Here is a 26,683-nt window from a genome sequence, read left to right as displayed (position 1 = left end):
TTACTCTACTTCGAAAAATCCCATCCAGCCCAATTCCGCGAATTCACTTACATGAGCATGAAACATATACTTCCCTGTATATGGAAAGCGAACTTCTATTATTCCGCGTTCACCCTGACATTGCATAATTGTATCTGTAAATTGTGAAGGGTTATCGTTTCTACCTGTTGGATAGTACGTAAAATAGTTAGCATGTAAATGAAAAGAGTTTAATAAGTCAAATTCAGTTAGGTTACTCAGGTAAATTCGAACAAGCTGATTTTTTTCGATTTTAATAGGGTGATTCATAAATGCATTTGCATATCCATTTACTGTATAAAATTCATTTTCACCATCTAAATCTAAGTCAAATCCATTCATGACCATATTTAATTCCAATGCCGGTTCTCTTGGCTTTTTTGGATCAATAATAAAGTTACCGTATAGTCCTTTATGAATATGTCGTGCTAATGGGAGAACATGGCAATGGTAAACTTGTAATCCGTATGGATTTGCGACAAATTCATACGTGAATTTTTGTCCGGGATAAATTGAATCAAGCCCATCCATTTCAGGTGGATGGATTCCGTGAAAATGGATGGAGTGAGGATGACTTCCAACATTGGTAAAGTGAAACCGAAGAAGATCCCCCTCTGTACAACGAAATGTCGGTCCAGGAATTGTTCCGTTATATGTCCATCCTGGAAATTTAATTCCTTTTGCAATTTCAATTTCTTTATCAATGGCTATGACGTCGTATTCCCTTAAGGTTTGCCCATTCGGAAGAGTACTCACTTTTCCATAATCAAAAGTAGTAAGTAACTTTTCAGCCATTAAATAGCCTTCAGTTTTTGATAAATCTCCACTGTTATTGCTGTGATTCATATTATGGTGATTTTGGCTACTGTTGGTTGCCGCTTTTACAGCAGGTGAAAGTCCAGTAATTGTATTTAAAAAATAACTCCCCGCTAATCCAATAACTCCTGCAGAACCCATTTTTAAAATGTCTCTCCTTGATACATTTCTTTTGTCCATCATTTTTCGTCCCTCCCAAAAAAGTTTCCTTAAGGAAAATTTAAAGTGTTTAACATTACTTTATTCGTCAGGAGAACTTTTTGTCAATACATTTACTTATTTAATTATTTATTTAGTGCAATTAGTATTGAAAATAAATATATGGTATAGCTCAGTTCATTAAACTGGACTATTCCTTTTATGTTTACTGAGTTGTGGTGCGATTATTAAATGTAATGCGCTTGACATTATACGTATGGGGGTATAATATGGGCTTATAAATAAAGAAGATTGATAAGTACTGAGGAGGGGTTAATATGGAATACGATAAAAGTGTAATTAATCGTTTAAAAAGAATTGAAGGACAAATAAAAGGGGTACTCGGCATGATGGAACAAGGGAAAGACTGTAGAGATATCGTCACGCAATTATCAGCTGCACGCACTGCAATTGATCGTACAATGGGTGTTATAGTAAGTACTAATCTTGAGGAATGTGTTCGAAAAAACATTGAGAATGGTGAAGACACTGATTACCTTGTAAAAGAGGCAGTTGAACTACTAATTAAGAGTAGATAAAAAATGTTCTTTAATTCTTTATCATAAGAGTTGACGAATATTTCTTTTTATCATAATATATACCCTTACCGGTATTGGTATATTTTTTTATCATAACATATACCCCGGTGGGTATAAAATAGTTAGAGGAGGACAAGGAATATGACAGAAAAGAAAAAGACTACGATTATTTTGTTTAGTGGAGATTATGATAAGGCTATGGCTGCTTATATTATTGCAAATGGTGCTGCAGCTTATGATCACGAAGTCACCATTTTCCATACTTTTTGGGGATTGAATGCACTGCGTAAAGACGAACCATTAACTTTGAAAAAAGGCTTCCTTGAAAAAATGTTTGGCAAAATGATGCCAAGAGGGGCAGACAATATGGGGCTATCTAATATGAATTTTGCGGGAATGGGCCCTAAAATGATAAAGCATGTAATAAAAAAACATAACGCAATGACACTTCCGAGTTTAATAGAAATGGCTCAAGAACAAGATATTAAACTAATCGCATGTACAATGACGATGGATTTATTGGGATTACAAGAACAAGAGTTACTGGAAGGCATTGAATATGCAGGTGTGGCAGCTTATCTGGCAGATGCAGAAGAAGGTAATGTAAATCTATTTATTTAGAACATAATATAGTTTCCATACAGAAAGGTGTTTTTCTCACAATGATAGATATATTAATAAATCTATTATTAATTAGTGCTGTTGCCTTGTTTATATATAAACGACTTGCTCCAGCAAAAGGAATTCGTACTATTAGTACAGCAGAATTAATAACTGAGTTGAAAAATAAGGATAAACAGTTTCTTGATGTCAGAACGCCAAATGAATTTAAAGGGAATCACATTAAAGGTTTTAAAAATATTCCATTACACGATCTTCAGAAAAAAGCGAACGGGCTTTCTAAGGACAAAGAAGTAATTGTAATATGCCAAAGTGGAATGAGAAGTAGCAATGCCACTAAAGTATTGAAAAAAATGGGATTTGAAAATATCACCAATGTAAAAGGTGGAATGGGCGCTTGGCGCTAGTTAAAGGAGGAAATAATATTATGAAACAGATAAACCCAAATGAAGTAGAAGCTTTACTAATAGAAAATTCATCTATCAACATAATTGATGTACGTGAGACTAACGAAGTGAAGGCAGGTAAAATTCCCACTGCTATGCATATTCCGTTAGGATTGGTGGAATTTAAGATGCAAGAATTGGATAAATCGAAAGAATATATCATGGTTTGTCGATCAGGCGGTAGAAGTTCTAAAGCGGCAACGTTACTTGAAGATCATGGATTTAAAGTGATTAACATGACTGGTGGAATGCTTGAATGGAATGGTCCGACTGAATAATTTTTTAGATATTTATATACCCGTGGAGGTATTAATGACTAGGAGGAAAACACAAAATGATTAAAACGAATTCTATACTAGATGCAAAAGGTTTAGCTTGTCCAATGCCGATTGTGAAAACCAAAAAGGCCATAAACGGGTTGGAGCCTGGAGAAGTATTGGAAATTCAAGCAACTGATAAAGGATCGACGGCCGACTTGAAAGCATGGGCACAGAGTACAGGCCACCAATATCTTGGAACAGTTGAAGAAGGGACAGTCTTAAAACACTACCTTCGTAAATCAAGTGAAGAAGAAACAGGAGAAAAGAAGCATCCAAACGTCATGAAAAATGAAGAGTTGCAACAAAAAATAGATGTAAACCAAGATACAGTGGTACTGGATGTACGTGAGGCAGCAGAATATGCATTTTGCCATATCCCGAATGCAAAGTCAGTTCCCCTAGGTGAATTGGATGAACACTTGAATGAATTTGATAAAGAAACTGAAATTCATGTGGTTTGCCGTACGGGAAACCGCAGTGATCTTGCTGCCCAACAATTGACAGCTGCAGGTTTCAAACAAGTCATCAATATCGTACCTGGGATGAGTGAATGGTCCGGACCAACTGAAAAATCAGTAAATTAATATATATCAACATCAAGGTGGAGGAATAAATATGACAAATAATAGAGTAGCAATTATCGCAAGTAACGGTGGATTATTTGATGCATACAAAGTATTTAATATTGCCACTGCGGCAGCAGCCACCGATCAAGAAGTAGCCATTTTCTTTACATTCGAAGGATTGAACTTAATCCATAAAGAAGTAAATCAAGTACTTGTAATGCCAGAAGGAAAAGAACATTTTTCCGAAGGATTTGTAAAAGCAACTGTACCGAGTATCCCTGAGTTGATAGCAATGGCGCAAGAAATGGACGTGAAATTCATTGGTTGTCAAATGACAATGGATGTCATGGGATTTGAAATAGAAGATTTTGTTGATGGAATCGAAGTTGGTGGCGCTGTAACTTTCCTAGAATTTGCAAAAGACGCAGACGTGACCCTAACATTCTGATTTAATAATTTTAACAATAGGAGGTATAGTGATGTCAGTAAAAGAAATGACAGCTAAAGAAGTTGCTAAAAAAGTAATCAATAAAGACGAACTGTTTATTTTGGATGTTCGTAATGTAAGTGATTTTAATGATTGGAAAATAGAAGGACAAAATATTGAAATTTTGAACATACCATATTTCGATTTACTTGAAGGCGTAGAAGAAATTATGGATTCAGTTCCTACAAATAAAGACGTACTAGTAGTCTGTGCAAAAGAAGGTTCATCGGTTTTTGTAGCTGAAATGTTATCAGAGGCAGGGCTTTCAGTTTCATATTTAAAAGGCGGTATGAAAGCATGGAGCGAATACTTAGAGCCTGTAAAAATAGGGGATTTGACAAATGGTGGATATATTTACCAATTTGTGCGTCTAGGAAAAGGTTGCTTGTCTTACATGATCGTTTCTAATGGAGAGGCTGCTATCGTTGACTCGACAAGAAATCCAGATGTTTATGTTGAATTTGCATCAAATATAGGTGCGAAAATCACCCATGTTTTTGATACACATTTACACGCTGACCACATTTCAGGTGGAAGAAAAATCGCTGAGATCACAAATGCAACATACTGGTTACCACCAAAAGATGCGGAGGAAGTTACATTTGAGTACTCATCATTGGAAGGTGGTAATGTGGTGACAATTGGTAATACGGATATTGATATCCTTGCCTTATACTCACCAGGGCATACAATTGGTTCCACTTCATTTGTGATTGATGAAAAATATTTACTTTCTGGTGATATTTTGTTCATAGATTCTATTGGTAGACCGGACCTTGCTGGTTTGGCGGAGGATTGGGTTGGAGATTTAAGAGAAACTCTTTATAACCGCTATAGGGGGCTTTCAGCTGATTTAGTAGTACTACCTGCTCACTATATGATTATTGAGGAAATGAATGACGACGGTAGTGTGGCTAAACCGTTAGGAACTTTATTAGCAGAAAATCATGGTTTGAACATCGCGGATGAAGCAGAATTCAGACAAATGGTAACCGGAAACCTGCCTCCGCAGCCAAACTCATACCAAGAAATTCGTGAAACTAATATGGGGAAAATCACTCCAGATGACGACAAGCAACGTGAAATGGAAATTGGTCCAAATCGTTGTGCAGTTCGCTAATCAAAAAAGAAACTAAAAAAATACCTAAATAGGAGAGATGACATATGAATGCAGATAAATTATTGGATGCAAAGGGACTAGCTTGCCCAATGCCAATCGTTAAGACAAAAAAATCCATGAATGATATGGAAACGGGTCAAGTTCTAGAAATTCATGCAACGGATAAAGGAGCCCAAGCAGATCTGGCCGCTTGGTCTAGATCGGGTGGACACGAACTGGTACAATCCATTGAAGAAAACGGTGTATTTAAATTCTGGATTAAAAAAGGTTGATAAAAAATAGGGAACCGAATGAAGGTTCCCTTCTTTTATAGGGGGTATTACAATGGATATAACATTTATCATTACCATTTTTTTAATTGGATTTGTGGGTTCATATATTTCTGGAATGGTGGGTATTGGCGGTTCAATTATTAAATACCCAATGCTTTTGTTTATCCCACCATTGTTCGGTTTGGCAGCATTCAGTGCACATGAGGTATCCGGGATAAGCGCTGTGCAGGTACTTTTCGCTTCAATAGGAGGAGTATGGGCATATCGCAAAGGAGGATATTTAAATAAGACGCTGATAATTTACATGGGTGTTAGTGTGTTGCTTGGAAGCGTTATCGGGAGTTTTGGGTCTCAATCCATGTCGGAAAACGGCATTAATATTGTTTATGGCGTTCTCGCTTTAATAGCCGCTATCATGATGTTTATTCCGAAGAAGGGAATAGATGATATTCCTTTGGATCAAGTTACATTTAACAAATGGCTAGCCGCAATATTAGCGTTAATTGTTGGGGTAGGATCAGGTATTGTAGGTGCCGCGGGTGGATTCTTATTAGTGCCAATTATGTTGGTTGTATTAAAAATACCGACAAGAGTAACTATTGCATCTTCCCTTGCAATTACATTCATTTCATCCATTGGCGCAATAGTTGGGAAAGTCGCAACAGGACAGGTTGATTACATCCCGGCTTTAATTATGGTAATCGCAAGTATAATAGCTGCCCCACTTGGTGCTATGGCGGGCAAAAAAATGAATACCAAAATTCTACAAGTCATTTTAGCGTTACTGATCTTAGCCACAGCAATAAAAATTTGGACAGATATCTTATTTTAAAAAAAGAACTACCCTGCAATATTTAAAACATCCGTAAGCACCCGTTAGAGAGCATTTCTAAAATGCTCTCTAACGGGTGCTTGAATTAATAATAAATATGTGCTATTTTTTACTTCGTTTATTAGTCGTTGAAATTAGAATTTTGGGATGGAGGTTATTTAATGGAACTAAGAATATATCAGCCGAATGATGGCAAAGAAATGGCAGAATTATTCTATCAAACTGTTCATACAATCAATGCAAAAGATTATACAAAGGAACAAGTAAATGTATGGGCGACAGGAAATATTGATTTAGAAGCGTGGAACGAGTCTCTTATGGATAATTACACCATAGTAGCTACACATAATGGTGTAATTACAGGATTTGGAGATATTGCTCCTACGGGGTATTTAAACCGTCTATTTGTTCATAAAGATTATCAAGGTGTGGGGATTGCCAGTACAATATACAATGAGTTGGAGAAACATTTTTGTGGAAAATATGTATTTACACACGCCTCTATTACAGCTACTCCTTTTTTTGAAAAGCGAGGGTTTAGAATAGTTAAAGAACAGGAAGTTGAGAAGGGCGGAATAAAATTAACGAATTATGTTATGGAAAAGTATTTATAATCTAATTCAGCTTTCACTTTAAATATGTAACGGCTTTATTGAGCTAACGGGTGCTTTAGTTCAAGATCATGGGGTTACTTAGGCAACTCTTTTTTCTTATTGAACTAACGCAGCAGGTTAGTTTAATATATATAAAGCAAAAACCACCAACAAATTGGTGGTTAATTACTCTATTATAAGAATTATTTTATAAACATTACATCTAAAACAAATCTGTACTCAAATATTTTAAACCTGAATCGTTAATAGTTAAAACAATTTTTGCTCCCTTTTCTGTGGTTTGCAGTAATTTTAACGCTGCTGCTATGTTGGCACCTGAAGAAAAACCTGCAAAAATGCCTTCTTTTTTAGCAAGTTCACGAGCAGTTTGAGTGGCTTCTTCATCTGTAATAAGAATCGTTTCAGTAATCAGCTTTTTATCCAACAAAGGTAAGTTCATTTGATATCCACCACCTTGAATCTTGTGGTTCGGATTAGAAATTGCTTTACTTGTATAAAAGGATGCAGAATCAGGCTCTACTAAATAGCATCGAATATTCTCGTTGTGTTTTTTTAATGCTTTTGCACAACCTGCAAATGTACCACCAGAACCTGCAAAATCAAGGAAAACATCTATATTCCCATCTGCTTGCTCCCACATTTCTTCACCAGTACGGAATTCATGTGCATGCACATTACCGATATGATTGAATTGATCCGCCCGAAAAGCATTACGCTCTTTTGTAATTTGTTGTGCAACTTCCTCAACTTTTTGTAAATCTTCTCCTGAAACTTGACCAATTGGTGAGCCAGGAGCTTGATCAACTAATACTACTTCAGCACCCAGTGCCTTCATCATACGTGCACGCTCTAAAGAATTACCTTTTGACATTACGGCAACAAATTTATATCCTTTGACACCACAGACTATTGCTAATCCTGTCCCTGTGTTCCCGCTTGTTAACTCTACAACAGTCTGCCCTGGTGTAAGCAATCCATCCTTTTCGGCTTCATTGATAATCTCTAATCCAATGCGATCCTTTTTACTGAAACCAGGATTTAAATATTCTAACTTTGCATAGATCGTACCTTCTAAATTTGCTGTAATACGAGATAATTCAACCATTGGTGTATTACCAATTACTTGTACTACACTTTTAAAGATATCTTTGCTTACCATAGACAAACTCCCCTTTTTCGTATAAATTTGAACTATATTGCGTATGAATGAACGCTATATAACTAATAATATATGATATAACGTCAATAATTACAATATAACGACTTATAAAGGAGTAATAATATTGCATCATTTAAACAAAACGATTGGTAGTAACATTAAACGAATTCGTCAGGAACGTGGATTAAGTCTAGAAAAATTAGGTGAATTGACAGGTGTTAGTAAAACCATGCTTGGGCAAATAGAACGTGGGGAATCAAATCCGACTGTCACAACGATTTGGAAAATTGCTAATGGAGTTCAGTTGTCCTTTTCTTCATTGATTACAGAAAAAGAACCAACCGTATCGCTTATATATAAAGGAAAAATAGAACCCATTGTGGGGGATAATGGAAATTATCGAGTATATCCACTTGTTCCATTTCAACCTGAAAGGCAATTTGAACTATTCTCAATAGAATTAGACATTGGGTTTACTCATTACTCAGAGGCACATAATACAGGCGTAGAAGAGTATGTGATTATTAACGAGGGTAAACTCGATCTACAATTAAACAATGAAACTTATACCGTAGAAAAAGACGATTCAATTCGTTTCAAAGCCAATCAGCCACATTCCTATTCAAATAATGGGGATAGTCTTTTGAAATGTACAGTATTGATTCATTATTCAAGATAAAATGTACGTTTGTAGAAAAACATTAAAGGTAATATCAGTATACTTCTAAAGGAAATAAGAAATTTGGGATTAAAACGGAGAGGTATTTTCTTCGCTTATTTAACTAACGGGTGCTTTAGTGGGATAAGGGGCATTAAATAATCAATCTTAAAAAAACAGTTCTTAAAAACTCAGAAAAGCTATCGTTTTGATTAATCTTTATTCAAAACGATGGCTTTTTATATACAGTAAAATCTAGGATTTATAATCAAGCTTATTCTAAACCAATAATTTTTCTGCGAGAGGGGTTATACTAAAGTAATCAAAGCCCAATTTTCTCGGTATTGTAAGCGGGAAATTAGGCTTTTTCTTCAAAATGCTAGTCAGTGGTTGATGTATTCTATAATAAATTATAGTCTAATCTTAACCTCAGTACCGTCCTTAGCTTTGACATCTACTAGCACGATCCCCTTATAATTTTTCAGTTCCTTGATGATAGGCTTTAACATTTTTTTGTCTATTAGTGGAAAGGTAAAGTCCAGTTTTTTTCTTTCGAAGTGCTCTTTTGTCCATTTGTTTGCATTTTGCTGAATAAATTTTGAAGACAAAATTGAACTAAGAATGTTTAAAATAGTATATGGAATTGGGATGGTAAACCGAACGTCTTTTGCTTTCACTTTTATATGCATCATAAGCAAATCACTAATCAATGATGATCGAAACGGTATCCCCGTTTGCCGATTTAATATCAACAATTTGGCCATCTAATTCGTTTTCAATTGCTTCAATAATAAGGCTTATGTCTATATCTTTAACGTATTTTTCCGATTGAGGAATACTTGCTGCGATGCTGTGACCAGCCATTAATACTGCCTTTACAAGTTTTATAGGCAAATTGACCGTGACGTTATCATTTTCAGCTGATACAACACGAATTTTTAATGTTTTATCTAAATATTTTGTCGGTTTTTCAAAAAGCTTATTACCTGTTTCTTCTTTTTCTTTTAATATTTGAATCAGTTCAGCTCCCTTGTCTGCATCAATTTTTCCATCTTGAACCATTGTTAACACTCTTGAAATTTCCTCTTTCATGATAAATTCCTCCCTATTCCTCTTTTAAGAGCTTAATTGCTTCTTCTGGTGTAATTTCGCCATTTTCCAACATAGTGACAACTTTTTTCTCGTCTACTTCATTTTTCTTCTTCTGCACATATCCAAGGGATGAAATGATGTCTGTTAGTTTGCCTCGAACCGTTGGATAGGAAATCCCCAGTTCCTTTTCAACTTCTTTGATATTCCCTCTGCATGTTAAAAATACTTCGACAAAATGAAGCTGATCCTTTGATAAGGATGCTAGTTTAGATAATTCAAATTCATTTTCAATCGTAGTGTGACAATGAGAGCACTGCAACTTTGTAATTTTCAATGTTTTACTGCAGACAGGACAATTTGTAATTACTTGATAAGCCATAATAAAATCATTCCTTTTTGTTAATTCAATTATATTATATAACAAAGGAATGAAAAAAAGAATAATAAAGTTAATTTTTTAAGTTAAAAAATTAAATAATGTTAATTTGTTATTTAATATTATTGATTTTCTGATTTAGTTATTCATTCGAGTACAATATTTTCTATAATGGTTAAAATCGTAGATATTCTTCATGGTTAAAATTCCTAGATACATATTGAGTACGATTTCTTAGACTTTGAGATGCTGATTAATAATCCATGGATATTTGATATTAATATTCCAACTGATGATAATTCAGCAGTCGTTAGCATTGACAAAACGGTGTTTTACATGAGACGAAAACAAATTACCGATTGTGGGCTATGTCTATTGGCAATCAATTTATAAAATATCAAAAAATCAAGTAGCTTTTTCCTACTAATACATATTGAATCATCAACATCATTTGGTCGGCGATCAGGAAATAATTAAAAAATCTATCAGTTTTAATTATTGACAATAGACAAAAGAGAATATAATGTGTATATATGAATATATAATCATATATTAACTTTAGGTGTTGTTAATATTAATTAGATGGAGGGATTGTAATGTCGGATAATCATGACCATGCAAACAGTGCAAATAAAAAAGTATTACTAATTTCATTTTTCATTATTACCATCTATATGGTTGTAGAAGCGATAGGGGGGTATATGACTAACAGTTTGGCTCTTCTTTCAGATGCTGGACATATGCTCAGCGATGCTGTATCACTTGGGATTGCCCTACTGGCATTTACATTTAGTGCAAAAGCAGCCAATGCTAGTAAAACCTATGGCTATAAGCGTTTTGAAATATTAGCGGCAGTCTTAAACGGAGTAACGCTAATATTGATTGCACTTTTTATCTTTTATGAGGCAATTAAACGTTTTGCTAATCCCCCTGAAGTAGCCACAAGCGGAATGCTTATTATTAGTAGCATAGGGTTAGGTGTAAATATCCTTGTGGCTTGGATTATGATGCGGGGTAGTGATACGCAAGACAATTTAAATATGCGTGGGGCTTTCCTTCACGTAATCAGCGATATGCTAGGCTCGGTAGGCGCTATTATTGCTGCCTTATTAATCATGTTCTTTGGTTGGGGGTGGGCCGATCCGTTAGCTAGTGTGATTGTCGCTGCACTAGTTTTACGCGGTGGTTACTATGTAACGAAAGCTTCACTAAATGTATTAATGGAGGGAACACCTCAAAATGTAAATGTAGACGAAATCGCTGAAACAATTAAGCGGGAAAAGGAAGTTCTAGGTGTTCATGATTTACACATTTGGTCTATTACAAGTGGTTTAAATGCACTTTCCTGCCATGTGGTGGTTGAGGAACAAATGACGATTGCAGAAAGCGAAAAACTACTTCGTAAAATCGAACACGATCTAGAGCATAAAAATATTCAACATGTGACCATTCAATTAGAAACAGCTGCTCATAAACATGATAATTCCATTTTATGTACAGTAAAGGCAAAGGCACCAGATGCACATGCACACCACAATCATTAACATGATGTAAAAGGGATCCAATACTTAAACTTTTAACAGGGGGCATAATGGAATGGAGAAAGAAGTAAAAGCTAACACACATGAATTAGATGAAGAAACCCTTTTTGTCGTATCCCAGACGTTTAAAGCGTTAGGTGATCCAACACGTATACGTATATTAAATCTGCTATGCTGCGAGGAGTATTCTGTGAATGATATTGCGGAGGCACTAAATTTAGGTCAGTCCACAGTGTCTCACCAGCTCCGCTTTTTGAAAAATTTACGTTTAGTAAAGTTTCGACGTGAAGGAACAACCTTGTATTATTCAAGCGATGATGACCATATTATGAATCTGTTGCATCAGGCGATTGATCATGCAAAACATTAGCACCAATAGAGCTGTGAATTAAGATTAAAATGTAAGTACAGCTGAAATGGATGAAATTCAATGGATAAATTAGAAAGCTGGTTGTTAAAATTGTTAGCATTTAAAAGGACTTAAGATTAGGTCCTTTTTCTTTGCCCATGAAATATCATCAATATTATTTAAGTGAGCATTTTTGAAAGGTGTAATTATCATGAAATAGAGGACACCCCAAAATGAAATGTAGAACTTTCTTTTAAAAACAAAACATTATACTTTACATACCCCCCACAGGTACTGTATGATGTGAACAAGAGATAGGAGGTTGATTAGTTGGACAGTATTATGGAAGAGAATACAATCACATCTGATAATTCTTGTAGAAAAAGTCATCATCCTGAACATGTAAAAAAGGATCTAACGAATCGGTTAAATCGCATTGAAGGTCAGATCCGAGGGATAAAAGGCATGGTAGATAAAGACGTCTATTGTGATGATATAATCACGCAACTTTCTGCAACTCAGTCAGCTCTAAACAGTGTAGCCAAAGTACTTTTACAAGGACATTTAAAAGGCTGTGTAGTAGACAGATTAGCTGAGGGTGACGACGAAGTACTTGATGAATTATTAGTTACGATTCAAAAATTAATGAAAAAATAAGAGGAGGAATTTTAAATGGTCAACCAAGTAACGTTAAACGTACAAGGAATGTCATGTGGTCACTGTGTTAGTTCTGTTGAAAGCAGCGTAGGAAAGTTAGATGGAGTAAATGAAGTGAAAGTTCATTTAGAGTCAGGAAAAGTGGACGTTTCATTTGAGGAGGATAAAGTATCACTAGATGTTATTAAAGAAACAATTGATGATCAAGGATACGATGTAGTTTAAGTCGAAAAGAGTGCTATGAAGGCACTCTCTTTATTTCATAAATTTATACCCCCCAGTAGTATATAAAGGAGAGGTGAAAACAAAATGAGTAGTGAAGTAAAAGAAACCAGTCTTCAAATTACAGGAATGACCTGTGCAGCCTGTGCAACAAGAATTGAAAAAGGTCTAAACAAAATGGATGGTGTAGAAGAAGCCAATGTTAACTTGGCACTGGAAAAGTCATTGATAAAATACGATCCTAAAAAATTGAGTAATCAAGACCTTGAAAAGAAAATTCAGGATTTAGGTTATGGTGTTGCCAAGGAGAATAAGGAATTTACCATTACAGGAATGACCTGTGCTGCCTGTGCTACGAGAATTGAAAAAGGTCTTAACAAGCTAGATGGTGTATCCTTTGCAAACGTTAATTTGGCGCTTGAAAATGCAACTATAGAGTATAATCCCTCTCAGATTTCTGTTGCAGATATTATAGGTAGAGTAGAGAAGTTAGGGTACGGGGCAATTAACAAAGAGGATGCAAAGGAAGCTGTTGATTACCGCGAGCAAGCTATTCAAAAACAAAAGAGAAAATTCATCATCTCTGCGATTTTGTCACTTCCATTATTGTGGACTATGGTCGGTCATTTTTCATTCACATCGTTTATCTATATGCCTGATTTTCTCATGAATCCTTGGGTGCAAATGGCTTTGGCGACACCTGTTCAATTTATCATCGGGAAACAGTTTTATGTAAGTGCATATAAAGCGTTGCGAAATAAAAGCGCCAATATGGATGTCCTAGTAGTAATGGGCACATCTGCTGCCTATTTTTATAGTGTTTATCAAGCCATCATTACTACGGGTGAACACCATACAGCAAATTTATATTTTGAAACTAGCGCTGTACTAATCACCCTAATTATATTAGGGAAACTGTTTGAAGCAAAAGCAAAAGGACGTTCCTCTGAAGCCATTAAAAAGCTTATGGGACTTCAAGCTAAAACAGCTTTAGTTATTAGAGATCAAACTGAAATGGAAATCCCACTTGAAGAAGTTGTAACTGGAGACACGATATTAGTAAAGCCTGGTGAAAAAATACCAGTGGATGGAGAGGTCATAGAAGGTAACACAGCAGTCGACGAATCTATGCTAACTGGAGAAAGTATTCCAGTAGATAAAACTATTGGCGATTCATTGTTTGGTTCAACGATCAATAAAAACGGTTTTCTTAAAATGAAAGCTACAAAAATCGGAAGAGATACTGCGCTTGCACAAATTATTAAAGTAGTAGAAGATGCGCAAGGATCGAAAGCCCCAATTCAAAGACTGGCAGACAAAATTTCCGGTGTGTTCGTGCCAATTGTAATTGGTATTGCGATTATCACTTTTTTAGTATGGATAATATGGGTGAACCCAGGTGAAATCACTCCTGCCTTGGAAGCTCTGATTGCTGTACTTGTAATTGCTTGTCCATGTGCATTGGGACTTGCGACGCCTACTTCTATAATGGCCGGCTCTGGTCGCGCAGCTGAATTTGGCATTCTGTTTAAAGGCGGCGAACATCTGGAAACGACACACCATATTGATACAGTGATAGTAGATAAAACAGGAACTGTTACAAACGGTAAACCAGTGTTAACCGATGTAATCGTGGCGAATGGTGTAAACGAAGAGGAGTTCCTATCTCTAATCGGTGCAGCTGAGAAACAATCGGAACATCCACTTGCGGAAGCGATTGTACAAGGAATTCAGGAAAGAGGAATAATACTTGAGGCAGTTCAGGAGTTTGAAGCAATTCCTGGGTATGGAGTGAAAACAATTGTTGGTGATAAAGAAATTCTTGTAGGTACTCGAAAGCTGATGAATAGCTACAATGTGGATATTTCGAACATACTAACAATAATGGAAGAGCTAGAGGCTAATGGGAAAACAGCGATGCTAGCCAGTATTAATGGTCATTATGCGGGGCTAATTGCGGTTGCAGATACCATCAAGGAAACTTCTAAGAAAGCAATCCTTCGTTTACATGAGATGAATATCGAAGTAATTATGATGACAGGTGATAACCAACGTACAGCAGCTGCAATCGGTAAAGAGGTTGGAATCGACCAGGTTATTGCCGAAGTACTTCCTGAAGGTAAAGCAGAAGAAGTGAAAAAGCTTCAGGCATCTGGAAAGAAAGTAGCAATGGTTGGAGATGGTATTAATGATGCTCCGGCTCTAGCAGTTGCGGATATCGGAATGGCCATTGGAACAGGTACCGACGTTGCGATGGAAGCCGCAGATATTACATTAATTCGAGGAGATTTAAATAGCATAGCCGATGCTATTATTATGAGTCATAAAACGATGAGGAACATAAAGCAAAATCTATTTTGGGCATTTGCCTATAACACGTTAGGTATACCGATTGCGGCGGTGGGATTACTTGCACCTTGGGTAGCAGGAGCAGCTATGGCATTTAGTTCTGTATCGGTTGTATTGAATGCATTACGACTTCAAAAAGTAAAACTGGAAAAGAATGTACGTGATTGAGAGAAAAAAAAGTTTCGATTGAGGAGGATGACGATGAAAAAAATAGTAATAGGAATTGTTACATTAGCTACAGCATTCACGTTGTCGGCATGTGCTAGCGATGAAAAGGAAACAAGTGAGCATGAAAACATGGAAATGGATCATTCAGATATGAATCATACTGGCACAGGTGAAGTTTCAGAAGACTTGAAAGTAGCTGATAATCCTACTTATGAAGTTGGAAGCCAAGCTATTATTGAAACAGATCACATGGAAGGTATGAAGGGTGCAGAAGCAACTATTGTGGGTGCTTATGAAACAACTGCCTATGTCATTTCTTATAAGCCAACATCTGGTGGAGAAAGAGTGGAAAATCATAAATGGGTCATTCAAGAAGAGATTAAAGATGCTGGGGATAAAACTTTAGAACCAGGAACAGAAGTTACCATTGACGCTGATCACATGTCTGGGATGGAAGGTGCTACTGCTGAAATTGATTCGGCAGAACTAACAACAGTATATATGGTAGATTACACTCCAACTTCAGGTGGAGAGCCAGTGAAAAACCATAAATGGGTAACGGAAAGTGAATTAACTGCTAAATAAAAAAGTATTCTTGAGAACAAAAAGAGCTTATTCCTTCATAGGAATAAGCTCTTTAATATATACTAAAAAATCGAAATTATTTTATCTAGTAAGCCAGTAGCGTCAAGGAATACGAGGATAATTACTAATGGAATGATGAATTTCATTATAAAAAACCAAATATTAAATGCAGTAGCACCTAAACGAGAATGCTGTAATAGTTCCTCTCGTAAAGTGCTTTTCTCTATCTTATGTGAGACAAAAATGGAGATTAAAAGTACTCCTAGTGGCATTAAAATATTACTAACTAAATAATCGGCAGAATCAAATATGCTTTTCGAGAAAATTAGAACATCAGAAAAAATACTATAGGATAATGCGGAAGGGATTCCTACTAAAAATATTAGTAACCCAATAACATACGCATATTTTGTTCGCTTTTCTGCTTTTCCTTTCACTATAGATGCCACAATTATTTCTAACATTGAAAAGGCCGAAGTTAATGTGGCAAATAAAAATAATGCTAAAAAGCCTATTAAGAAGACTTCTCCAAAAACAATTTGATCAAATACAGCAGGCAATACAACAAATAGCAAACCTGGTCCTTCAGCTGGTTCTAAGCCTAGTGAAAATACAGCTGGGAAAATTGCTAAACCTGCCAACAAAGCGATTAATAAATTCATTGAAACAATTGAAATAGCTGGTTGTATTAAGCTTTCTTTTTTAGAAAGATAAGAACTATAAGTAACCATTACTGACACGCCGACACTTAAAGAGAAGAAAGCTTGGCCCATCGCAAAAAGTACACTTTGAGATGTGATATTCGAGAAATCGGGTGCTAGAAAGAATTTCACACCCTCCATAGCGTTATCTAGTGTAAGGGAGCGAATTATTAGAACGATAAATAGTCCAAACAAAGCCGGCATCAAAATTTTATTTACTTTTTCGATTCCATTTTGAATCCCCTTAGCTACCACTAAAACTGTAACAGCTAAGAAAACAAATTGAGCAGCAATAACCAAAAGAGGATTTCCAATTGTTGTGTTAAAGACAGACCCATAATCTGCACCCTCAGTAATTATTCCGCCAAACAGACCTTTTGCAAAATATATAAGAATCCATCCACCTATTACACTATAAAATGACAATAAAAGAAAACTGGTGAATACCCCTAACCTCCCAATCCAATGCCAGTTACTATTAGGGACAAGACTGCGATACGCACTAATTGCTTCTTTTTGCGTGCTTCTACCAATAACAAACTCAGCCAATAATAACGGAAAACCCATAAACAAAGAAAATAAGATAAACAGAAGAAAGAATGCACCCCCTCCACTTATGCCAGTTACGTAAGGGAGCTTCCATATTGCACCTACTCCAATCGCTGATCCTGCAGCAGATAAAATAAAACCAATCTTTGATGACCATTGCTCTGATGTTTGCAAACTAACCAATCCAATCCATTTTTATTACGCCTTCTAATCAATTGATAAAAGACAAAAAAGCCACGTCTCTATCTTTTACGATAGGGACGTGGCTGTTCACGCGGTACCACCCTAATTGGAAACAAATCTATGTTTCCCACTTGGTAAAATAACGGTTTAATCCGTTTTTATACTACGTGTTCAAATTGTAGTATAAAAAAAGCTCCAAGAATGAAATTCACCTAATCTTTGTATCAGTTTTCACCAACCACTGATTCTCTACTAACAGGGAGACCGGCTTAATAAAGTTCTTTTCGTCGCTCATTTAATATAAATAATAATAAACGAAATTATAGTATGATAAAACCTATAGGTCAACCCTTTTATTTAGAAGTAAATACTCTACCACCAGATTATTACTCTCCAATCAGTACATACCACCGCAATCAGAGCTACTTCCAAAATTTCGAAATTTTTCTGAAAAGACGTTTATGAAATAGAATTATGGCTGTGAACTACTAACGAGCTCGACTAGAAAGTTCTCCTGTAACATTGAACGAATAACTTGTTAAAAATTTTCAAATCCAAATGAGAGTAGCTTGTGAGTCTCACGAAAACGAGCATCATCACTTTTAGTACCCATTACTACTGAAATAAATCGTTTATCTCCCTGCTTGGCAGTTCCTGCAAAGCAATATCCTGCAGTTTCTGTATAGCCTGTTTTTAAGCCATCTACCAGATTAAAATATAGATCTCTATTTTCGGGATATAGCATAGAATTTGAATTTTTTAAGTTTGTATTATCGTATGCTAATTCATATTCAAGCAGGTTGGTTGTTTCGACTACATCAGGGAAATTACGTAATAATTGATAGGCTAATCCTGCAACGTCTGCTGCTGTCATGACATTTTCAGAACCATCTATATTTAGTAATCCAGTTGAGTTTACAAAGTTTGTTTTGGAAGAAAGGCCCATTTCTTTAGCCTTATTATTCATTAGCTTTGCAAATTTTTTCTCTGTGCCTGCTATATGCTCTGCTAAAGCTCTTGTAGCATTATTTGCTGAGGAAATGACCATTGCATTATATAAATCACGAACAGTTAAAGAATCATTGTCTTTAACGTAAATTTTCACCGCTTGCGGATCCATATTATTAGCACTTTGTGAAATTTGGACCAGATCATCCCATTCCATATCTTTATTTTGAATTTGCTCCTGTACTATATACTCTGTCATTAATTTAGACATGCTTGCAACAGGAAAAGCAATATCTGCATCTTGTTTCATTAATATCTCTCCCGAAGAAGCATCCATTAAGATTGCTGCTTGACCCTTTATGGTTGGTGCTTCTAATGAAGAATCTATGAAGGTTGTTGAGGGTCCAGAAACCTCTATTATCTCGTTTATAAAGCCTTGAACTTGACCACTTTGACTGAACTTATATGCCCCTAAATAGCACACGGAAAAAATGATAAGAATAATTAGCAATTGACTTTTTCTTTTTTGCTTCCTGCGTTTCATCTTCTTTCCTCTCTCTCTTTTCCTAAGTTTCTTATTAATATATCCTGATTATAGTCAGTGGATATTAATATAAAGGAAAGAAAGGTTAAAGAATTTCTTAAGATTAAGGTGTAGATAGTTTTTCGAAAGTATCTATGTTTATAATATAAGAAGAATTTAGAAAAATAGGTGGTGATGTCTTATGGGAGCGACTATTTTGATAATAGATGACGATAAAGATATTACAAATTTATTGCGGATTTATTTAGAGGCAGAACACTACAAGGTTCACATAGCCCATGATGGGGAAGAAGGCATAAAAATGCTGGCAAGGCATTCAACCGATCTAATTATTCTAGATGTGATGATGCCTAAAAAAGATGGTATTCTTGTTTGTCGTGAAATTCGACAAGATAATCAAACTGTACTGATTTTAATGTTAAGCGCAAAAGCAGAAGACATGGATAAAATATACGGACTTGCGACGGGGGCGGATGATTACCTTATTAAACCCTTTAATCCATTGGAGCTGGTAGCCCGAGTGAAAGCATTGTTAAGACGATCGGGGTATTTACAAACAAATACAGAATCCTCTAAGGAAGGTTTAGTCTGTGGTCCTTTAGAAATAAATAAACAGAATCATACTGTGCATATTGACGATAACCTATTGAAATTGACCGCAATTGAATTCGATATTTTATGCCTACTTTGCAGTAAGCCTGGCCGTGTATTTAGTTCTGAAGATATATTTCATTTGGTATGGAATGAGCAGGAAATCTATTCAAGCAAAACGGTTATGGTTCATATAAGTAATTTAAGAGCAAAACTTGATCGCGCATTAAAAGGAGAAAAAATGATTGTAACTGTTTGGGGAGTTGGTTATAAAATTGACTATTAAATCGTTATTAATAGAAATTGGACACTTCTCGAAATGGCGTCTTGTCATGGGGATAATCCTGTCTGCTATTTTGTCAGCAGTTTCTTTATTCATTATTAAAAATGCGGTGGTAGGCTATGTTAATACCTCAGTAGTTGGTAGTGGAATGGTTACCGAATTTATTACTTTATTTGGTAAGAGGAGAGTCTATAATATCATGTACTCTCCTTGGCCTTTCCTTCTTAAACAGTCAAGTTTTTTTATAGTCTTCATATTTTATTTTTTCTTATTTTACCGACATGAAAAGAGAAGACAATTTTTTAAATCTCTCAATCAGCTTGTTACTGAAACTAAGAAGTATGTAAGCAATCCAGATATAGTGTTTGAACCTGTTTATCAAGACAGGAATTTGTTGCAGTTAACTGAAAGTATAAAAATGATCATCAATAAAATGGATACGCTGGTTGAGGAAGAACGGTATGCTCAGCGAACAAAAAACGATCTCATTACGAATGTCTCCCATGACCTTCGTACTCCCCTGACTTCCATCCTTGGTTACTTATCACTTATTACGGAAGACAAATATAGAGATGAAGTAGAACTAAGATATTACATTGATACTGCCTATGAGAAAACAACCTTATTGCATCGGCTAATTCAGGATTTGTTTGAATATACAAGAGTACAAAATCATCAGCTTAAAGGAATAAAGGAGCCTCTAGACGTAAAGGAAATGCTTGGACAGCTTGTCGAACATTATCGTATTGAGTTTGAGGAGATGCAGTATATTTGTACTGAGACGTACAGCTCTGAACCACTTATTACCGAGGCGGATGGTAATCTTCTTATTCGTGTTTTTCAGAACCTATTGTCAAACGCTTTAAAATACGGGATAAGGAAAAAACAAATTGATATCTCTGCTACTTCAGACGACAATAACATTTTAGTAAAAGTAACAAGTTACGGGAATCCGATCCCAACTACGGATTTACCTCATATATTCGAAAGGTTTTATCAGGTTGATAAATCACGCGGTATGCATTCTGAAAGCTCAGGATTGGGACTTGCTATTGCTAAAAGCATTGTTGAAATACACGAGGGCGAAATACAGGTGGTAAGCGACGAAGAAAAAACTGTTTTTTCCGTTTATCTGAAGCAGTTTATTCATGTGGACAAAATTTAAAAATGAAATACCACTTTGGTTTATTAGTTTCATCGATTTACCTATAGGATGGGAAGAATCGGTTATAAGCAGCTTTTTTGAAATGGATGAAGTTAAGGCCCATTTGTATTTTCAAATACAAATGGGCCTTTTAAGCATATTATGCTAATACTCGCTCAATTTTGTGAAAGAGTATTTTAAAGTCACCACTATTTTTTCGCGTACTTCTTTCCATATGTCATATACCGTCACGCTTTTTCTAATGGTCCCATAGGAAAAATTAACGATTGTGCTATTCATTCATATTTTGAAGGAAAACGTCGTTTCTATTTCGATGAAGCATCTGATTTATATTCAACCAGAAAAAAATAATGTAAAACCCGACTTCTAGTTAATAGAAGTCGGTTTTTTTCGGATTTAAGCTTGCTGTAAGGTTGTCATAAAATTGCTGTAAGGATGAGCATTTATAGTATAAATATCGACAAAATTGAAGAGGTGAAACAAAAATGGAACCGTTATTAAAAGTAGAAAATGTAAAAAAAATATATGGAAAATCCAATGCAGCTTATACAGCTTTAGAGAATATATCATTCGATATTCATGAAGGAGAGTTTGTAGGTATTATGGGACCTTCTGGAGCAGGGAAGTCCACTTTGCTTAATTTGTTAGCGACAATTGATTCCCCGACTGAAGGGAAAATTTATATGGATAACACGAGTATTCACAATATGAAGGAAGATGCGCTAGCAGATTTCAGGCGTGATAATCTCGGCTTTATCTTCCAAGACTATAATTTATTAGACTCTCTTACTGTGAAGGAAAATATATTATTACCTCTGGCGATTGCGAAAGTTCCAGCGAGAAAAATTAATAGCTTAGTGACTCGTATTGCTAAAGTATTTGGTATTGAAGACTTACTAGCTAAATATCCATACCAAATTTCTGGAGGCCAAGAGCAAAGAACTGCAGCAGCAAGAGCACTTGTGACGGAGCCTGTAATGATTCTGGCAGACGAGCCAACGGGTGCACTGGATTCAAAATCAGCGACAGATCTATTAGAAAGCTTAAGTAAATTAAATGAAAATAATAATTCTACCATCATGATGGTGACACATGATGCATATGCCGCAAGTTTCTGCCGTCGTATTATTTTCATCAAGGATGGTACGCTTTCAACAGAAATTTATCGTCGTGACCAAACGCGAAAAACTTTCTTTCAAGAGATTTTGGACGTCCTTGCAACAATTGGGGGTGAGGTAGATGACGTTATTTAGTCTAGCGAGGAAAAATATTGCACGAAATTTCTCCCAATATTTTTTATACATTGCATCTATGGTTTTTAGTATTGTTATCTACTTTACATTTGTGACATTAAAATATAGCAATACGATTGCGGAAAAAACAGCCTCATCACAAAAATTAGATTCACTAATGAGTGGGGCGGCAGTCATTCTCATATTCTTCGTAGCTATATTTATTGCCTACTCGAATTCATTCTTTATGAAAAGACGAAAAAAAGAAGTGGCTTTGTATGCATTGCTAGGCGTACGTAATCGTCAAATTGGATTTATGCTCTTTTTTGAAAACTTATTATTAGGTTTAGTTTCATTGATAGTGGGGGTTGTTTTTGGATTCCTTTGTTCAAAAGGATTTATGACAATTTTGATCCATTTAATGGGCTATGATGTCATCGCACCATTTACATTTTCGGAATCGGCGGCTTTGAATACCTCGATTGTGTTTCTAACTATTTTCCTGGTGACATCATTCCAAGGTTATCGTTTAATTTATCAGTTTAAACTAATCGATTTATTCCATGCATCGAAAAAAGGGGAAGCGGTTCCGAAGCCTTCGATGATAGTAGCCATTCTTGGATTATTACTAGTAGCTACTGGGTATTGGTTGGCGCTTCAAGATATTTTTACTTCAAAAGTGTGGCAAGCGGTCGGCTTTTTAATAATAGCGCTAATCATTTTAACAACCGTCATTGTCGGTACATTTCTATTGTTCCATAGTGTTACCGGTTTTGTTTTAACTGTGATGAAGAAAAATGAAAAATGGCTGTGGAAAGGGCTTCATTTAATGACAATTTCCCAACTGTTATATCGTATCCGAGGGAATGCACGTACATTGACCGTCATCGCAGTGTTAAGTGCTACAACCGTAACAGCAGGAGGAGCAGTGTACGGTCTTTACTACAACATAAACGACCAAGTTACGATCGCTAATCCGAATACTTTTATGTATGAGCAAACGGATGAAAAAATCGATCAAAAGGTAAGCGCTGCACTAACAGATTTGACGTACGATGAAAATATCGAGGCCTTATCTGTCACATTTAATACGAAACAATTAAACTCAGCGGTCAATGACTCAGATAAAAGAATTTATACGGTTATCAATGAAAAAACATATAACAAAATAGCGGCAATTCAACAAAAGGAAAAACTACATGTTGATAAGGACAATGCTGTTATTTTAGATACTGGATATGATGAAAGATTCTCACCGAAGTACAAAGGTAAAACAATTTCAACAGAAAACAGCACTACAATTACTTTTCAAAGCTTTAAAAAACAAACAGTTTTAAATACCGGGACAGCCGGTATTGCAGTGGTAGTATCAAACGATCAATTTAATACGTTACAAAAAGAAGGAGAAGCACTAAAATACCGAGTCATCGGTACGGACCAAGCTTCTACAGATTTATCCAAAAAGATTGCGAAATATTTACCTGAAGAAGCACAATTTTCTAGTGCTCCCCAAGACTTTCAAACAGGCATTGAAAGTGTAGGCTCCTTGCTCTTTATCGGGAGTTTCCTTGGCCTAGTATTTTTAGCGGCAACAGGAAGTATTATTTACTTTAAAGTTTTAACGGAAGCTGAGGAAGATAAATCTCAATACAATATGCTTCATAAAATGGGTGTTAGTGCAAAGGATATGCGTAAATCCATCGCATCTCAGGTATTTGTCATCTTTTTTGTGCCATTAGCAATAGGGTTATTACACAGTGCTATCGCTTTAAAAGCCTTCTCTAGTTTACTGATGATGGATCTAGGAAAGCCAGTATTGATCTGGATGATTGCTTATACGTTTATCTATGGACTGTATTATATCTTAACAGTAGCTTCTTACAATCGAATTATCACACAAAATAATAAAACAGAAGGATGATAAAAATGAAGAAATTTCTAATAGTAGTGGGTATTTTGTTTGCACTAGGGATAGTAGGGGTTTTTGCAATTACAAAAATAGACTTCAACCGCATGAATGCTGACAATTATTATTTGCAAATTACAGAGGATGGCGTACCACATGAGAACAAACTAGATGATGGTTCCATTATGACTTCCTATTCATATCAACTAGATGCTACAAATGCGGATGGTAAAACAATTCCGTTAGAATTCACAGCAATTAAAAATCTTCGAAAAGATGCCTACTTGAAAATGTACGTTAAGAAGGGTGATCAGGTATCATCGTATGATGAAGTGAAGCTAGAAGAAATACCGCAAAAAGCACAAAAAAAATTAAAATAGAAGAAGGGCTGTCTCCAATAAAAAGTGGAGTCCAGCCCTTTTTTCTATAGAAGTATAGTAATGGTTGTTCCTTTGTTTTCAGAGCTTTTCAAGTCGACTTTTCCGTTATGAGCTAAGATAATATCACGTGCAATCGCCATTCCTAAACCCGTCCCATGTGTGCTAGTAGTATTTGTACCTCGATAGTAGCGATCAAAAACTTGATCTAAATCTTTAGAAGGAATACCTCTGCCATTATCAGCAATGGTAATTTGAGTATGGAATGCTGGAACTGTGGATATGTTGCTTGATTTTTGCTCCTCTTGTCCACAATGTGGATAAACATTATCAATTTGGATTCTTACTAAGACATTTTCATTGTTATGCACAAGTGCGTTGTATGTAAAGTTATTTATTGCTCGTTTCAGTAGTTTTTTATCCACTTTATGCACTGCTTTGTCCACATTAGCCACAAATTCAACTTTTCTATTACCAAACTGGGGATCATTTAACAGATTGATCGTCATTTCACGTAAAAATCCAACAATATTCGCGTCTTCCAATAACAATGGGAGTTTTTGATTGCGCAATCGCATCGTTAAATTTAAATCATCTAATAGATCACTCATGTACTTGGACTGTCTATTAATAATAGAAGTATATTCATACAATTCTTCTTCTGTTAAATCTTTGGCACTATCTTGCATCAATTCTGCATATCCATGAATAGAAGCGAGTGGTGTCTTCATATCATGCGAAACGTTGCTAATCCATTCTTCACGCATTTGGTCAAGTTGATTACGTTCTTTCTCATATTGATCTAGCTTTAGCGAGAGTTCATTCATATTGCGAAATACATCTTCATACACACCATGTGGTATCGGCATTTTTTTAAAGCGTCTTTCACGTAGCTGTTGGATTCCATCTATTAAAACGTGAAGAGGTCCTGTTAATCTTTTGCCAAATATAGATCCAACTATTAATGCAATGACAATATCGACGATTAGAATTAGTAATAGTAAGATGTTAATATTTTTAAAAACCTTTCCATAATCGTAGGTTAATACATATCGTCCTATTTTCTGATTTTTAACTCCTATTAAATAGGTAAAGTTATGGGCTTCTCCTATAAAAACTGTCGTATTTGCATCTACTTCTTTATATTTATACGTTTGAACAATTTCAATTGGAGAATATTCTTTTTGCAGACTTTCAGGGGTATAGAGAGCCGCTACTTGTTCACCCTTGTTATTCAGAAATTGTACCCAAGCATTCATTTCCCGTAATTTTTCTAATCCTTCTTCATTAACCACAGGGTTATCGTTTCGTAGATCTATATATTGTGCAAAAGTGCGGCTAAAGTTTTCTGCAGACACTTCTTCCGTCTCAAAATTATATATGGAACGATACAAGAGTAAGGAAAGCAGTAAAATTGTATTCACAATTCCTACAATCACAACAATAATCACAACGGATCCTAAAAAGCGCCGTGTCAATTTCCACTTCATATTCCTTCACCCCTTGGTATGTAGTTTATACCCAAGTCCTTTAACAGTTAATATAAATGAAGGGTTGGAAGGCTCTGGCTCAATTTTTTCACGTAATCGACGTATATGTACCATCACTGTATTATCAGAGCCAAAAAAGTCATCACCCCATACATGTTCAAACAAGGTTTCTTTGCTTAGAATCTGATTTGGATGATGCATAAAACAGCTCATTAGTCCGATTTCTTTCGCCGTAAGTTCAAGCGTTTTTCCATCTTTCTTCAATTCTGTTTCATTGGCACTAAGCTCGAAAGCTCCAATTTGCAAACTTTTCGGAGTCGCTTTTTCCTCAGAAAAACCAGCCCGTCTTAACTGTGCCTTCACTCGATATGCAACTTCCTTCGGACTAAATGGTTTTGTGATATAATCATCTCCGCCTATCGCTAGTCCTAAAAGCTTATCAATCTCCTCGTCCTTCGCCGACATAAATAAAATAGGTACATTGGAAACTTCACGAATTTGTTTGCATAAATCATAGCCTTCTCCATCTGGTAGCATAATATCTAACAATACAAGTGCGGTGGTATACTGCTGAAACTTTGCCCAGCCATCTGCAACCGTACCTGCAGTTATAGTATTGGTAATACCTTCTTTATGTAGAACTTTCTCCAGGAGACGTGCCAGGTCTTCCTCATCTTCAATGATTAAAATCCACTGCTCACTAGCCATT

The 26,683-nt window shown here is 35.7% G+C and carries 31 protein-coding genes and 1 other annotated feature; of the genes, 22 read left to right on the top strand and 9 right to left on the bottom strand.

Annotated elements, in window-relative coordinates; all coding sequences use genetic code 11:
* Positions 1-1,017 (bottom strand): multicopper oxidase domain-containing protein, encoded by a 1,017-nt coding sequence (locus tag KD050_RS09570; RefSeq protein ID WP_370627207.1) that lies wholly within the window; start codon positions 1,015-1,017, stop codon positions 1-3.
* A 293-nt stretch (positions 1,018-1,310) separates the two neighbouring features.
* Between KD050_RS09570 and KD050_RS09565 the strand changes: the two genes are divergently transcribed.
* The 10 genes from KD050_RS09565 to KD050_RS09520 all read left to right on the top strand — a co-directional run bounded on the left by KD050_RS09565 (position 1,311) and on the right by KD050_RS09520 (position 6,849).
* Positions 1,311-1,571: a metal-sensitive transcriptional regulator gene (locus tag KD050_RS09565; protein ID WP_211895937.1), complete on the top strand. Its 261-nt coding sequence runs from the start codon at positions 1,311-1,313 to the stop codon at positions 1,569-1,571.
* A 141-nt stretch (positions 1,572-1,712) separates the two neighbouring features.
* Entirely contained in the window at positions 1,713-2,192 is a 480-nt protein-coding gene (locus KD050_RS09560; protein WP_211895936.1) for a DsrE/DsrF/DrsH-like family protein, read from the top strand.
* Between the two features lie 41 nt (positions 2,193-2,233).
* Positions 2,234-2,599, top strand: coding sequence for a rhodanese-like domain-containing protein (locus KD050_RS09555; RefSeq protein WP_211895935.1), 366 nt, complete (start codon positions 2,234-2,236; stop codon positions 2,597-2,599).
* 20 nt (positions 2,600-2,619) lie between these two features.
* Positions 2,620-2,916: a rhodanese-like domain-containing protein gene (locus tag KD050_RS09550; RefSeq protein WP_211895934.1), complete on the top strand. Its 297-nt coding sequence runs from the start codon at positions 2,620-2,622 to the stop codon at positions 2,914-2,916.
* Between the two features lie 56 nt (positions 2,917-2,972).
* The gene (locus KD050_RS09545; RefSeq protein ID WP_211895933.1) at positions 2,973-3,542 is read left to right on the top strand and encodes a sulfurtransferase TusA family protein; all 570 of its coding nucleotides are present in this window, start codon (positions 2,973-2,975) and stop codon (positions 3,540-3,542) included.
* A gap of 31 nt (positions 3,543-3,573) precedes the next feature.
* Positions 3,574-3,972: a DsrE/DsrF/DrsH-like family protein gene (locus KD050_RS09540; RefSeq protein ID WP_211895932.1), complete on the top strand. Its 399-nt coding sequence runs from the start codon at positions 3,574-3,576 to the stop codon at positions 3,970-3,972.
* A gap of 31 nt (positions 3,973-4,003) precedes the next feature.
* On the top strand, positions 4,004-5,131 hold the full coding sequence (locus KD050_RS09535) for an MBL fold metallo-hydrolase (protein WP_211895931.1): 1,128 nt from the start codon (positions 4,004-4,006) through the stop codon (positions 5,129-5,131).
* Positions 5,132-5,175: 44 nt separating this feature from the next.
* Complete coding sequence (locus KD050_RS09530) at positions 5,176-5,403, top strand: sulfurtransferase TusA family protein (RefSeq protein ID WP_211895930.1); 228 nt, start codon at positions 5,176-5,178, stop codon at positions 5,401-5,403.
* 52 nt (positions 5,404-5,455) lie between these two features.
* A complete protein-coding gene (locus KD050_RS09525) occupies positions 5,456-6,235 on the top strand; it encodes a sulfite exporter TauE/SafE family protein (protein WP_211895929.1) in 780 nt (259 codons plus the stop codon).
* Between the two features lie 161 nt (positions 6,236-6,396).
* Positions 6,397-6,849 carry a GNAT family N-acetyltransferase gene (locus KD050_RS09520; protein ID WP_211895928.1) on the top strand — a complete coding sequence of 151 codons (453 nt, stop codon included), beginning with the start codon at positions 6,397-6,399 and terminating at the stop codon, positions 6,847-6,849.
* Between the two features lie 202 nt (positions 6,850-7,051).
* Here the strand turns inward: KD050_RS09520 and KD050_RS09515 are convergent, their stop codons facing one another.
* On the bottom strand, positions 7,052-8,008 hold the full coding sequence (locus KD050_RS09515; RefSeq protein ID WP_211895927.1) for a PLP-dependent cysteine synthase family protein: 957 nt from the start codon (positions 8,006-8,008) through the stop codon (positions 7,052-7,054).
* Between the two features lie 124 nt (positions 8,009-8,132).
* Here KD050_RS09515 and KD050_RS09510 point away from each other — a divergent pair, with 124 nt between their 5' ends.
* The gene (locus tag KD050_RS09510) at positions 8,133-8,687 is read left to right on the top strand and encodes a helix-turn-helix domain-containing protein (protein ID WP_211895926.1); all 555 of its coding nucleotides are present in this window, start codon (positions 8,133-8,135) and stop codon (positions 8,685-8,687) included.
* A 389-nt stretch (positions 8,688-9,076) separates the two neighbouring features.
* Here the strand turns inward: KD050_RS09510 and KD050_RS21270 are convergent, their stop codons facing one another.
* Genes KD050_RS21270 through KD050_RS09500 form a run of 3 tightly spaced genes read right to left on the bottom strand, consistent with a single transcriptional unit; the run spans position 9,077 to position 10,137 of the window.
* Entirely contained in the window at positions 9,077-9,358 is a 282-nt protein-coding gene (locus tag KD050_RS21270) for a hypothetical protein (protein WP_235753958.1), read from the bottom strand.
* Positions 9,359-9,368: 10 nt separating this feature from the next.
* Complete coding sequence (locus KD050_RS09505; RefSeq protein ID WP_211895925.1) at positions 9,369-9,758, bottom strand: SHOCT-like domain-containing protein; 390 nt, start codon at positions 9,756-9,758, stop codon at positions 9,369-9,371.
* 13 nt (positions 9,759-9,771) lie between these two features.
* A complete protein-coding gene (locus KD050_RS09500) occupies positions 9,772-10,137 on the bottom strand; it encodes a DUF2089 domain-containing protein (protein ID WP_053485903.1) in 366 nt (121 codons plus the stop codon).
* Positions 10,138-10,730: 593 nt separating this feature from the next.
* On the opposite strand from KD050_RS09500, the gene KD050_RS09495 reads away from it, so the two are divergent.
* The 6 genes from KD050_RS09495 (at position 10,731) to KD050_RS09470 (ending at position 16,005) form a co-directional block, all read left to right on the top strand.
* Positions 10,731-11,678: a cation diffusion facilitator family transporter gene (locus KD050_RS09495; RefSeq protein WP_211895924.1), complete on the top strand. Its 948-nt coding sequence runs from the start codon at positions 10,731-10,733 to the stop codon at positions 11,676-11,678.
* A 52-nt stretch (positions 11,679-11,730) separates the two neighbouring features.
* On the top strand, positions 11,731-12,045 hold the full coding sequence (locus tag KD050_RS09490; protein WP_211895923.1) for an ArsR/SmtB family transcription factor: 315 nt from the start codon (positions 11,731-11,733) through the stop codon (positions 12,043-12,045).
* Between the two features lie 321 nt (positions 12,046-12,366).
* Positions 12,367-12,681: a metal-sensing transcriptional repressor gene (locus KD050_RS09485; protein ID WP_211896257.1), complete on the top strand. Its 315-nt coding sequence runs from the start codon at positions 12,367-12,369 to the stop codon at positions 12,679-12,681.
* 15 nt (positions 12,682-12,696) lie between these two features.
* Positions 12,697-12,906: a copper chaperone CopZ gene (gene copZ, locus KD050_RS09480; protein WP_211895922.1), complete on the top strand. Its 210-nt coding sequence runs from the start codon at positions 12,697-12,699 to the stop codon at positions 12,904-12,906.
* Positions 12,907-12,990: 84 nt separating this feature from the next.
* Entirely contained in the window at positions 12,991-15,420 is a 2,430-nt protein-coding gene (locus KD050_RS09475) for a heavy metal translocating P-type ATPase (protein WP_211895921.1), read from the top strand.
* Positions 15,421-15,447: 27 nt separating this feature from the next.
* Positions 15,448-16,005, top strand: a complete 558-nt coding sequence (locus tag KD050_RS09470; RefSeq protein WP_211895920.1) for a YdhK family protein — start codon at positions 15,448-15,450, stop codon at positions 16,003-16,005.
* Positions 16,006-16,067: 62 nt separating this feature from the next.
* Here KD050_RS09470 and KD050_RS09465 read toward each other — a convergent pair whose 3' ends face one another.
* Together KD050_RS09465 and KD050_RS09460 are read right to left on the bottom strand one after the other, a co-directional pair.
* The gene (locus KD050_RS09465) at positions 16,068-17,429 is read right to left on the bottom strand and encodes a sodium-dependent transporter (RefSeq protein WP_211895919.1); all 1,362 of its coding nucleotides are present in this window, start codon (positions 17,427-17,429) and stop codon (positions 16,068-16,070) included.
* A gap of 79 nt (positions 17,430-17,508) precedes the next feature.
* Positions 17,509-17,735: a binding site (T-box leader), on the bottom strand.
* 241 nt (positions 17,736-17,976) lie between these two features.
* On the bottom strand, positions 17,977-18,930 hold the full coding sequence (locus tag KD050_RS09460; RefSeq protein WP_211895918.1) for a D-alanyl-D-alanine carboxypeptidase family protein: 954 nt from the start codon (positions 18,928-18,930) through the stop codon (positions 17,977-17,979).
* A gap of 181 nt (positions 18,931-19,111) precedes the next feature.
* Here KD050_RS09460 and KD050_RS09455 point away from each other — a divergent pair, with 181 nt between their 5' ends.
* The 5 genes from KD050_RS09455 (at position 19,112) to KD050_RS09435 (ending at position 24,487) form a co-directional block, all read left to right on the top strand.
* Positions 19,112-19,807 carry a response regulator transcription factor gene (locus KD050_RS09455; protein WP_211895917.1) on the top strand — a complete coding sequence of 232 codons (696 nt, stop codon included), beginning with the start codon at positions 19,112-19,114 and terminating at the stop codon, positions 19,805-19,807.
* Complete coding sequence (locus KD050_RS09450; protein WP_211895916.1) at positions 19,797-20,969, top strand: sensor histidine kinase; 1,173 nt, start codon at positions 19,797-19,799, stop codon at positions 20,967-20,969. Before KD050_RS09455 ends, KD050_RS09450 begins: the two co-directional genes overlap by 11 nt.
* A 485-nt stretch (positions 20,970-21,454) precedes the next feature.
* Positions 21,455-22,222 carry an ABC transporter ATP-binding protein gene (locus tag KD050_RS09445; protein WP_211895915.1) on the top strand — a complete coding sequence of 256 codons (768 nt, stop codon included), beginning with the start codon at positions 21,455-21,457 and terminating at the stop codon, positions 22,220-22,222.
* A complete protein-coding gene (locus KD050_RS09440) occupies positions 22,209-24,122 on the top strand; it encodes an ABC transporter permease (RefSeq protein WP_211895914.1) in 1,914 nt (637 codons plus the stop codon). The genes KD050_RS09445 and KD050_RS09440 overlap by 14 nt, the downstream gene beginning before the upstream one ends.
* Before the next feature lie 5 nt (positions 24,123-24,127).
* Complete coding sequence (locus tag KD050_RS09435) at positions 24,128-24,487, top strand: YxeA family protein (RefSeq protein WP_211895913.1); 360 nt, start codon at positions 24,128-24,130, stop codon at positions 24,485-24,487.
* A gap of 44 nt (positions 24,488-24,531) precedes the next feature.
* Here the strand turns inward: KD050_RS09435 and KD050_RS09430 are convergent, their stop codons facing one another.
* Together KD050_RS09430 and KD050_RS09425 are read right to left on the bottom strand one after the other, a co-directional pair.
* Entirely contained in the window at positions 24,532-25,974 is a 1,443-nt protein-coding gene (locus KD050_RS09430) for a sensor histidine kinase (RefSeq protein WP_211895912.1), read from the bottom strand.
* A 6-nt stretch (positions 25,975-25,980) separates the two neighbouring features.
* Entirely contained in the window at positions 25,981-26,682 is a 702-nt protein-coding gene (locus tag KD050_RS09425; protein ID WP_211895911.1) for a response regulator transcription factor, read from the bottom strand.
* Position 26,683 lies beyond the last annotated feature (1 nt).

The sequence above is a fragment of the Psychrobacillus sp. INOP01 genome (genome assembly GCF_018140925.1).
Lineage (GTDB): Bacteria > Bacillota > Bacilli > Bacillales_A > Planococcaceae > Psychrobacillus.
This window is presented reverse-complemented; position numbering and strand designations above follow the sequence as displayed.

What these genes read in the sequence shown, in the direction of transcription:
- KD050_RS09570 (WP_370627207.1), bottom strand. Translation starts at nt 1,017, where the DNA reads ATGATGGACAAAAGAAATGTATCAAGGAGAGACATTTTAAAAATGGGT.
- KD050_RS09565 (WP_211895937.1), top strand. Translation starts at nt 1,311, where the DNA reads ATGGAATACGATAAAAGTGTAATTAATCGTTTAAAAAGAATTGAAGGA.
- KD050_RS09560 (WP_211895936.1), top strand. Translation starts at nt 1,713, where the DNA reads ATGACAGAAAAGAAAAAGACTACGATTATTTTGTTTAGTGGAGATTAT.
- KD050_RS09555 (WP_211895935.1), top strand. Translation starts at nt 2,234, where the DNA reads ATGATAGATATATTAATAAATCTATTATTAATTAGTGCTGTTGCCTTG.
- KD050_RS09550 (WP_211895934.1), top strand. Translation starts at nt 2,620, where the DNA reads ATGAAACAGATAAACCCAAATGAAGTAGAAGCTTTACTAATAGAAAAT.
- KD050_RS09545 (WP_211895933.1), top strand. Translation starts at nt 2,973, where the DNA reads ATGATTAAAACGAATTCTATACTAGATGCAAAAGGTTTAGCTTGTCCA.
- KD050_RS09540 (WP_211895932.1), top strand. Translation starts at nt 3,574, where the DNA reads ATGACAAATAATAGAGTAGCAATTATCGCAAGTAACGGTGGATTATTT.
- KD050_RS09535 (WP_211895931.1), top strand. Translation starts at nt 4,004, where the DNA reads ATGTCAGTAAAAGAAATGACAGCTAAAGAAGTTGCTAAAAAAGTAATC.
- KD050_RS09530 (WP_211895930.1), top strand. Translation starts at nt 5,176, where the DNA reads ATGAATGCAGATAAATTATTGGATGCAAAGGGACTAGCTTGCCCAATG.
- KD050_RS09525 (WP_211895929.1), top strand. Translation starts at nt 5,456, where the DNA reads ATGGATATAACATTTATCATTACCATTTTTTTAATTGGATTTGTGGGT.
- KD050_RS09520 (WP_211895928.1), top strand. Translation starts at nt 6,397, where the DNA reads ATGGAACTAAGAATATATCAGCCGAATGATGGCAAAGAAATGGCAGAA.
- KD050_RS09515 (WP_211895927.1), bottom strand. Translation starts at nt 8,008, where the DNA reads ATGGTAAGCAAAGATATCTTTAAAAGTGTAGTACAAGTAATTGGTAAT.
- KD050_RS21270 (WP_235753958.1), bottom strand. Translation starts at nt 9,358, where the DNA reads ATGATGCATATAAAAGTGAAAGCAAAAGACGTTCGGTTTACCATCCCA.
- KD050_RS09505 (WP_211895925.1), bottom strand. Translation starts at nt 9,758, where the DNA reads ATGAAAGAGGAAATTTCAAGAGTGTTAACAATGGTTCAAGATGGAAAA.
- KD050_RS09500 (WP_053485903.1), bottom strand. Translation starts at nt 10,137, where the DNA reads ATGGCTTATCAAGTAATTACAAATTGTCCTGTCTGCAGTAAAACATTG.
- KD050_RS09495 (WP_211895924.1), top strand. Translation starts at nt 10,731, where the DNA reads ATGTCGGATAATCATGACCATGCAAACAGTGCAAATAAAAAAGTATTA.
- KD050_RS09490 (WP_211895923.1), top strand. Translation starts at nt 11,731, where the DNA reads ATGGAGAAAGAAGTAAAAGCTAACACACATGAATTAGATGAAGAAACC.
- KD050_RS09485 (WP_211896257.1), top strand. Translation starts at nt 12,367, where the DNA reads ATGGAAGAGAATACAATCACATCTGATAATTCTTGTAGAAAAAGTCAT.
- copZ (WP_211895922.1), top strand. Translation starts at nt 12,697, where the DNA reads ATGGTCAACCAAGTAACGTTAAACGTACAAGGAATGTCATGTGGTCAC.
- KD050_RS09475 (WP_211895921.1), top strand. Translation starts at nt 12,991, where the DNA reads ATGAGTAGTGAAGTAAAAGAAACCAGTCTTCAAATTACAGGAATGACC.
- KD050_RS09470 (WP_211895920.1), top strand. Translation starts at nt 15,448, where the DNA reads ATGACGATGAAAAAAATAGTAATAGGAATTGTTACATTAGCTACAGCA.
- KD050_RS09460 (WP_211895918.1), bottom strand. Translation starts at nt 18,930, where the DNA reads ATGAAACGCAGGAAGCAAAAAAGAAAAAGTCAATTGCTAATTATTCTT.
- KD050_RS09455 (WP_211895917.1), top strand. Translation starts at nt 19,112, where the DNA reads ATGGGAGCGACTATTTTGATAATAGATGACGATAAAGATATTACAAAT.
- KD050_RS09445 (WP_211895915.1), top strand. Translation starts at nt 21,455, where the DNA reads ATGGAACCGTTATTAAAAGTAGAAAATGTAAAAAAAATATATGGAAAA.
- KD050_RS09440 (WP_211895914.1), top strand. Translation starts at nt 22,209, where the DNA reads ATGACGTTATTTAGTCTAGCGAGGAAAAATATTGCACGAAATTTCTCC.
- KD050_RS09435 (WP_211895913.1), top strand. Translation starts at nt 24,128, where the DNA reads ATGAAGAAATTTCTAATAGTAGTGGGTATTTTGTTTGCACTAGGGATA.
- KD050_RS09430 (WP_211895912.1), bottom strand. Translation starts at nt 25,974, where the DNA reads ATGAAGTGGAAATTGACACGGCGCTTTTTAGGATCCGTTGTGATTATT.
- KD050_RS09425 (WP_211895911.1), bottom strand. Translation starts at nt 26,682, where the DNA reads ATGGCTAGTGAGCAGTGGATTTTAATCATTGAAGATGAGGAAGACCTG.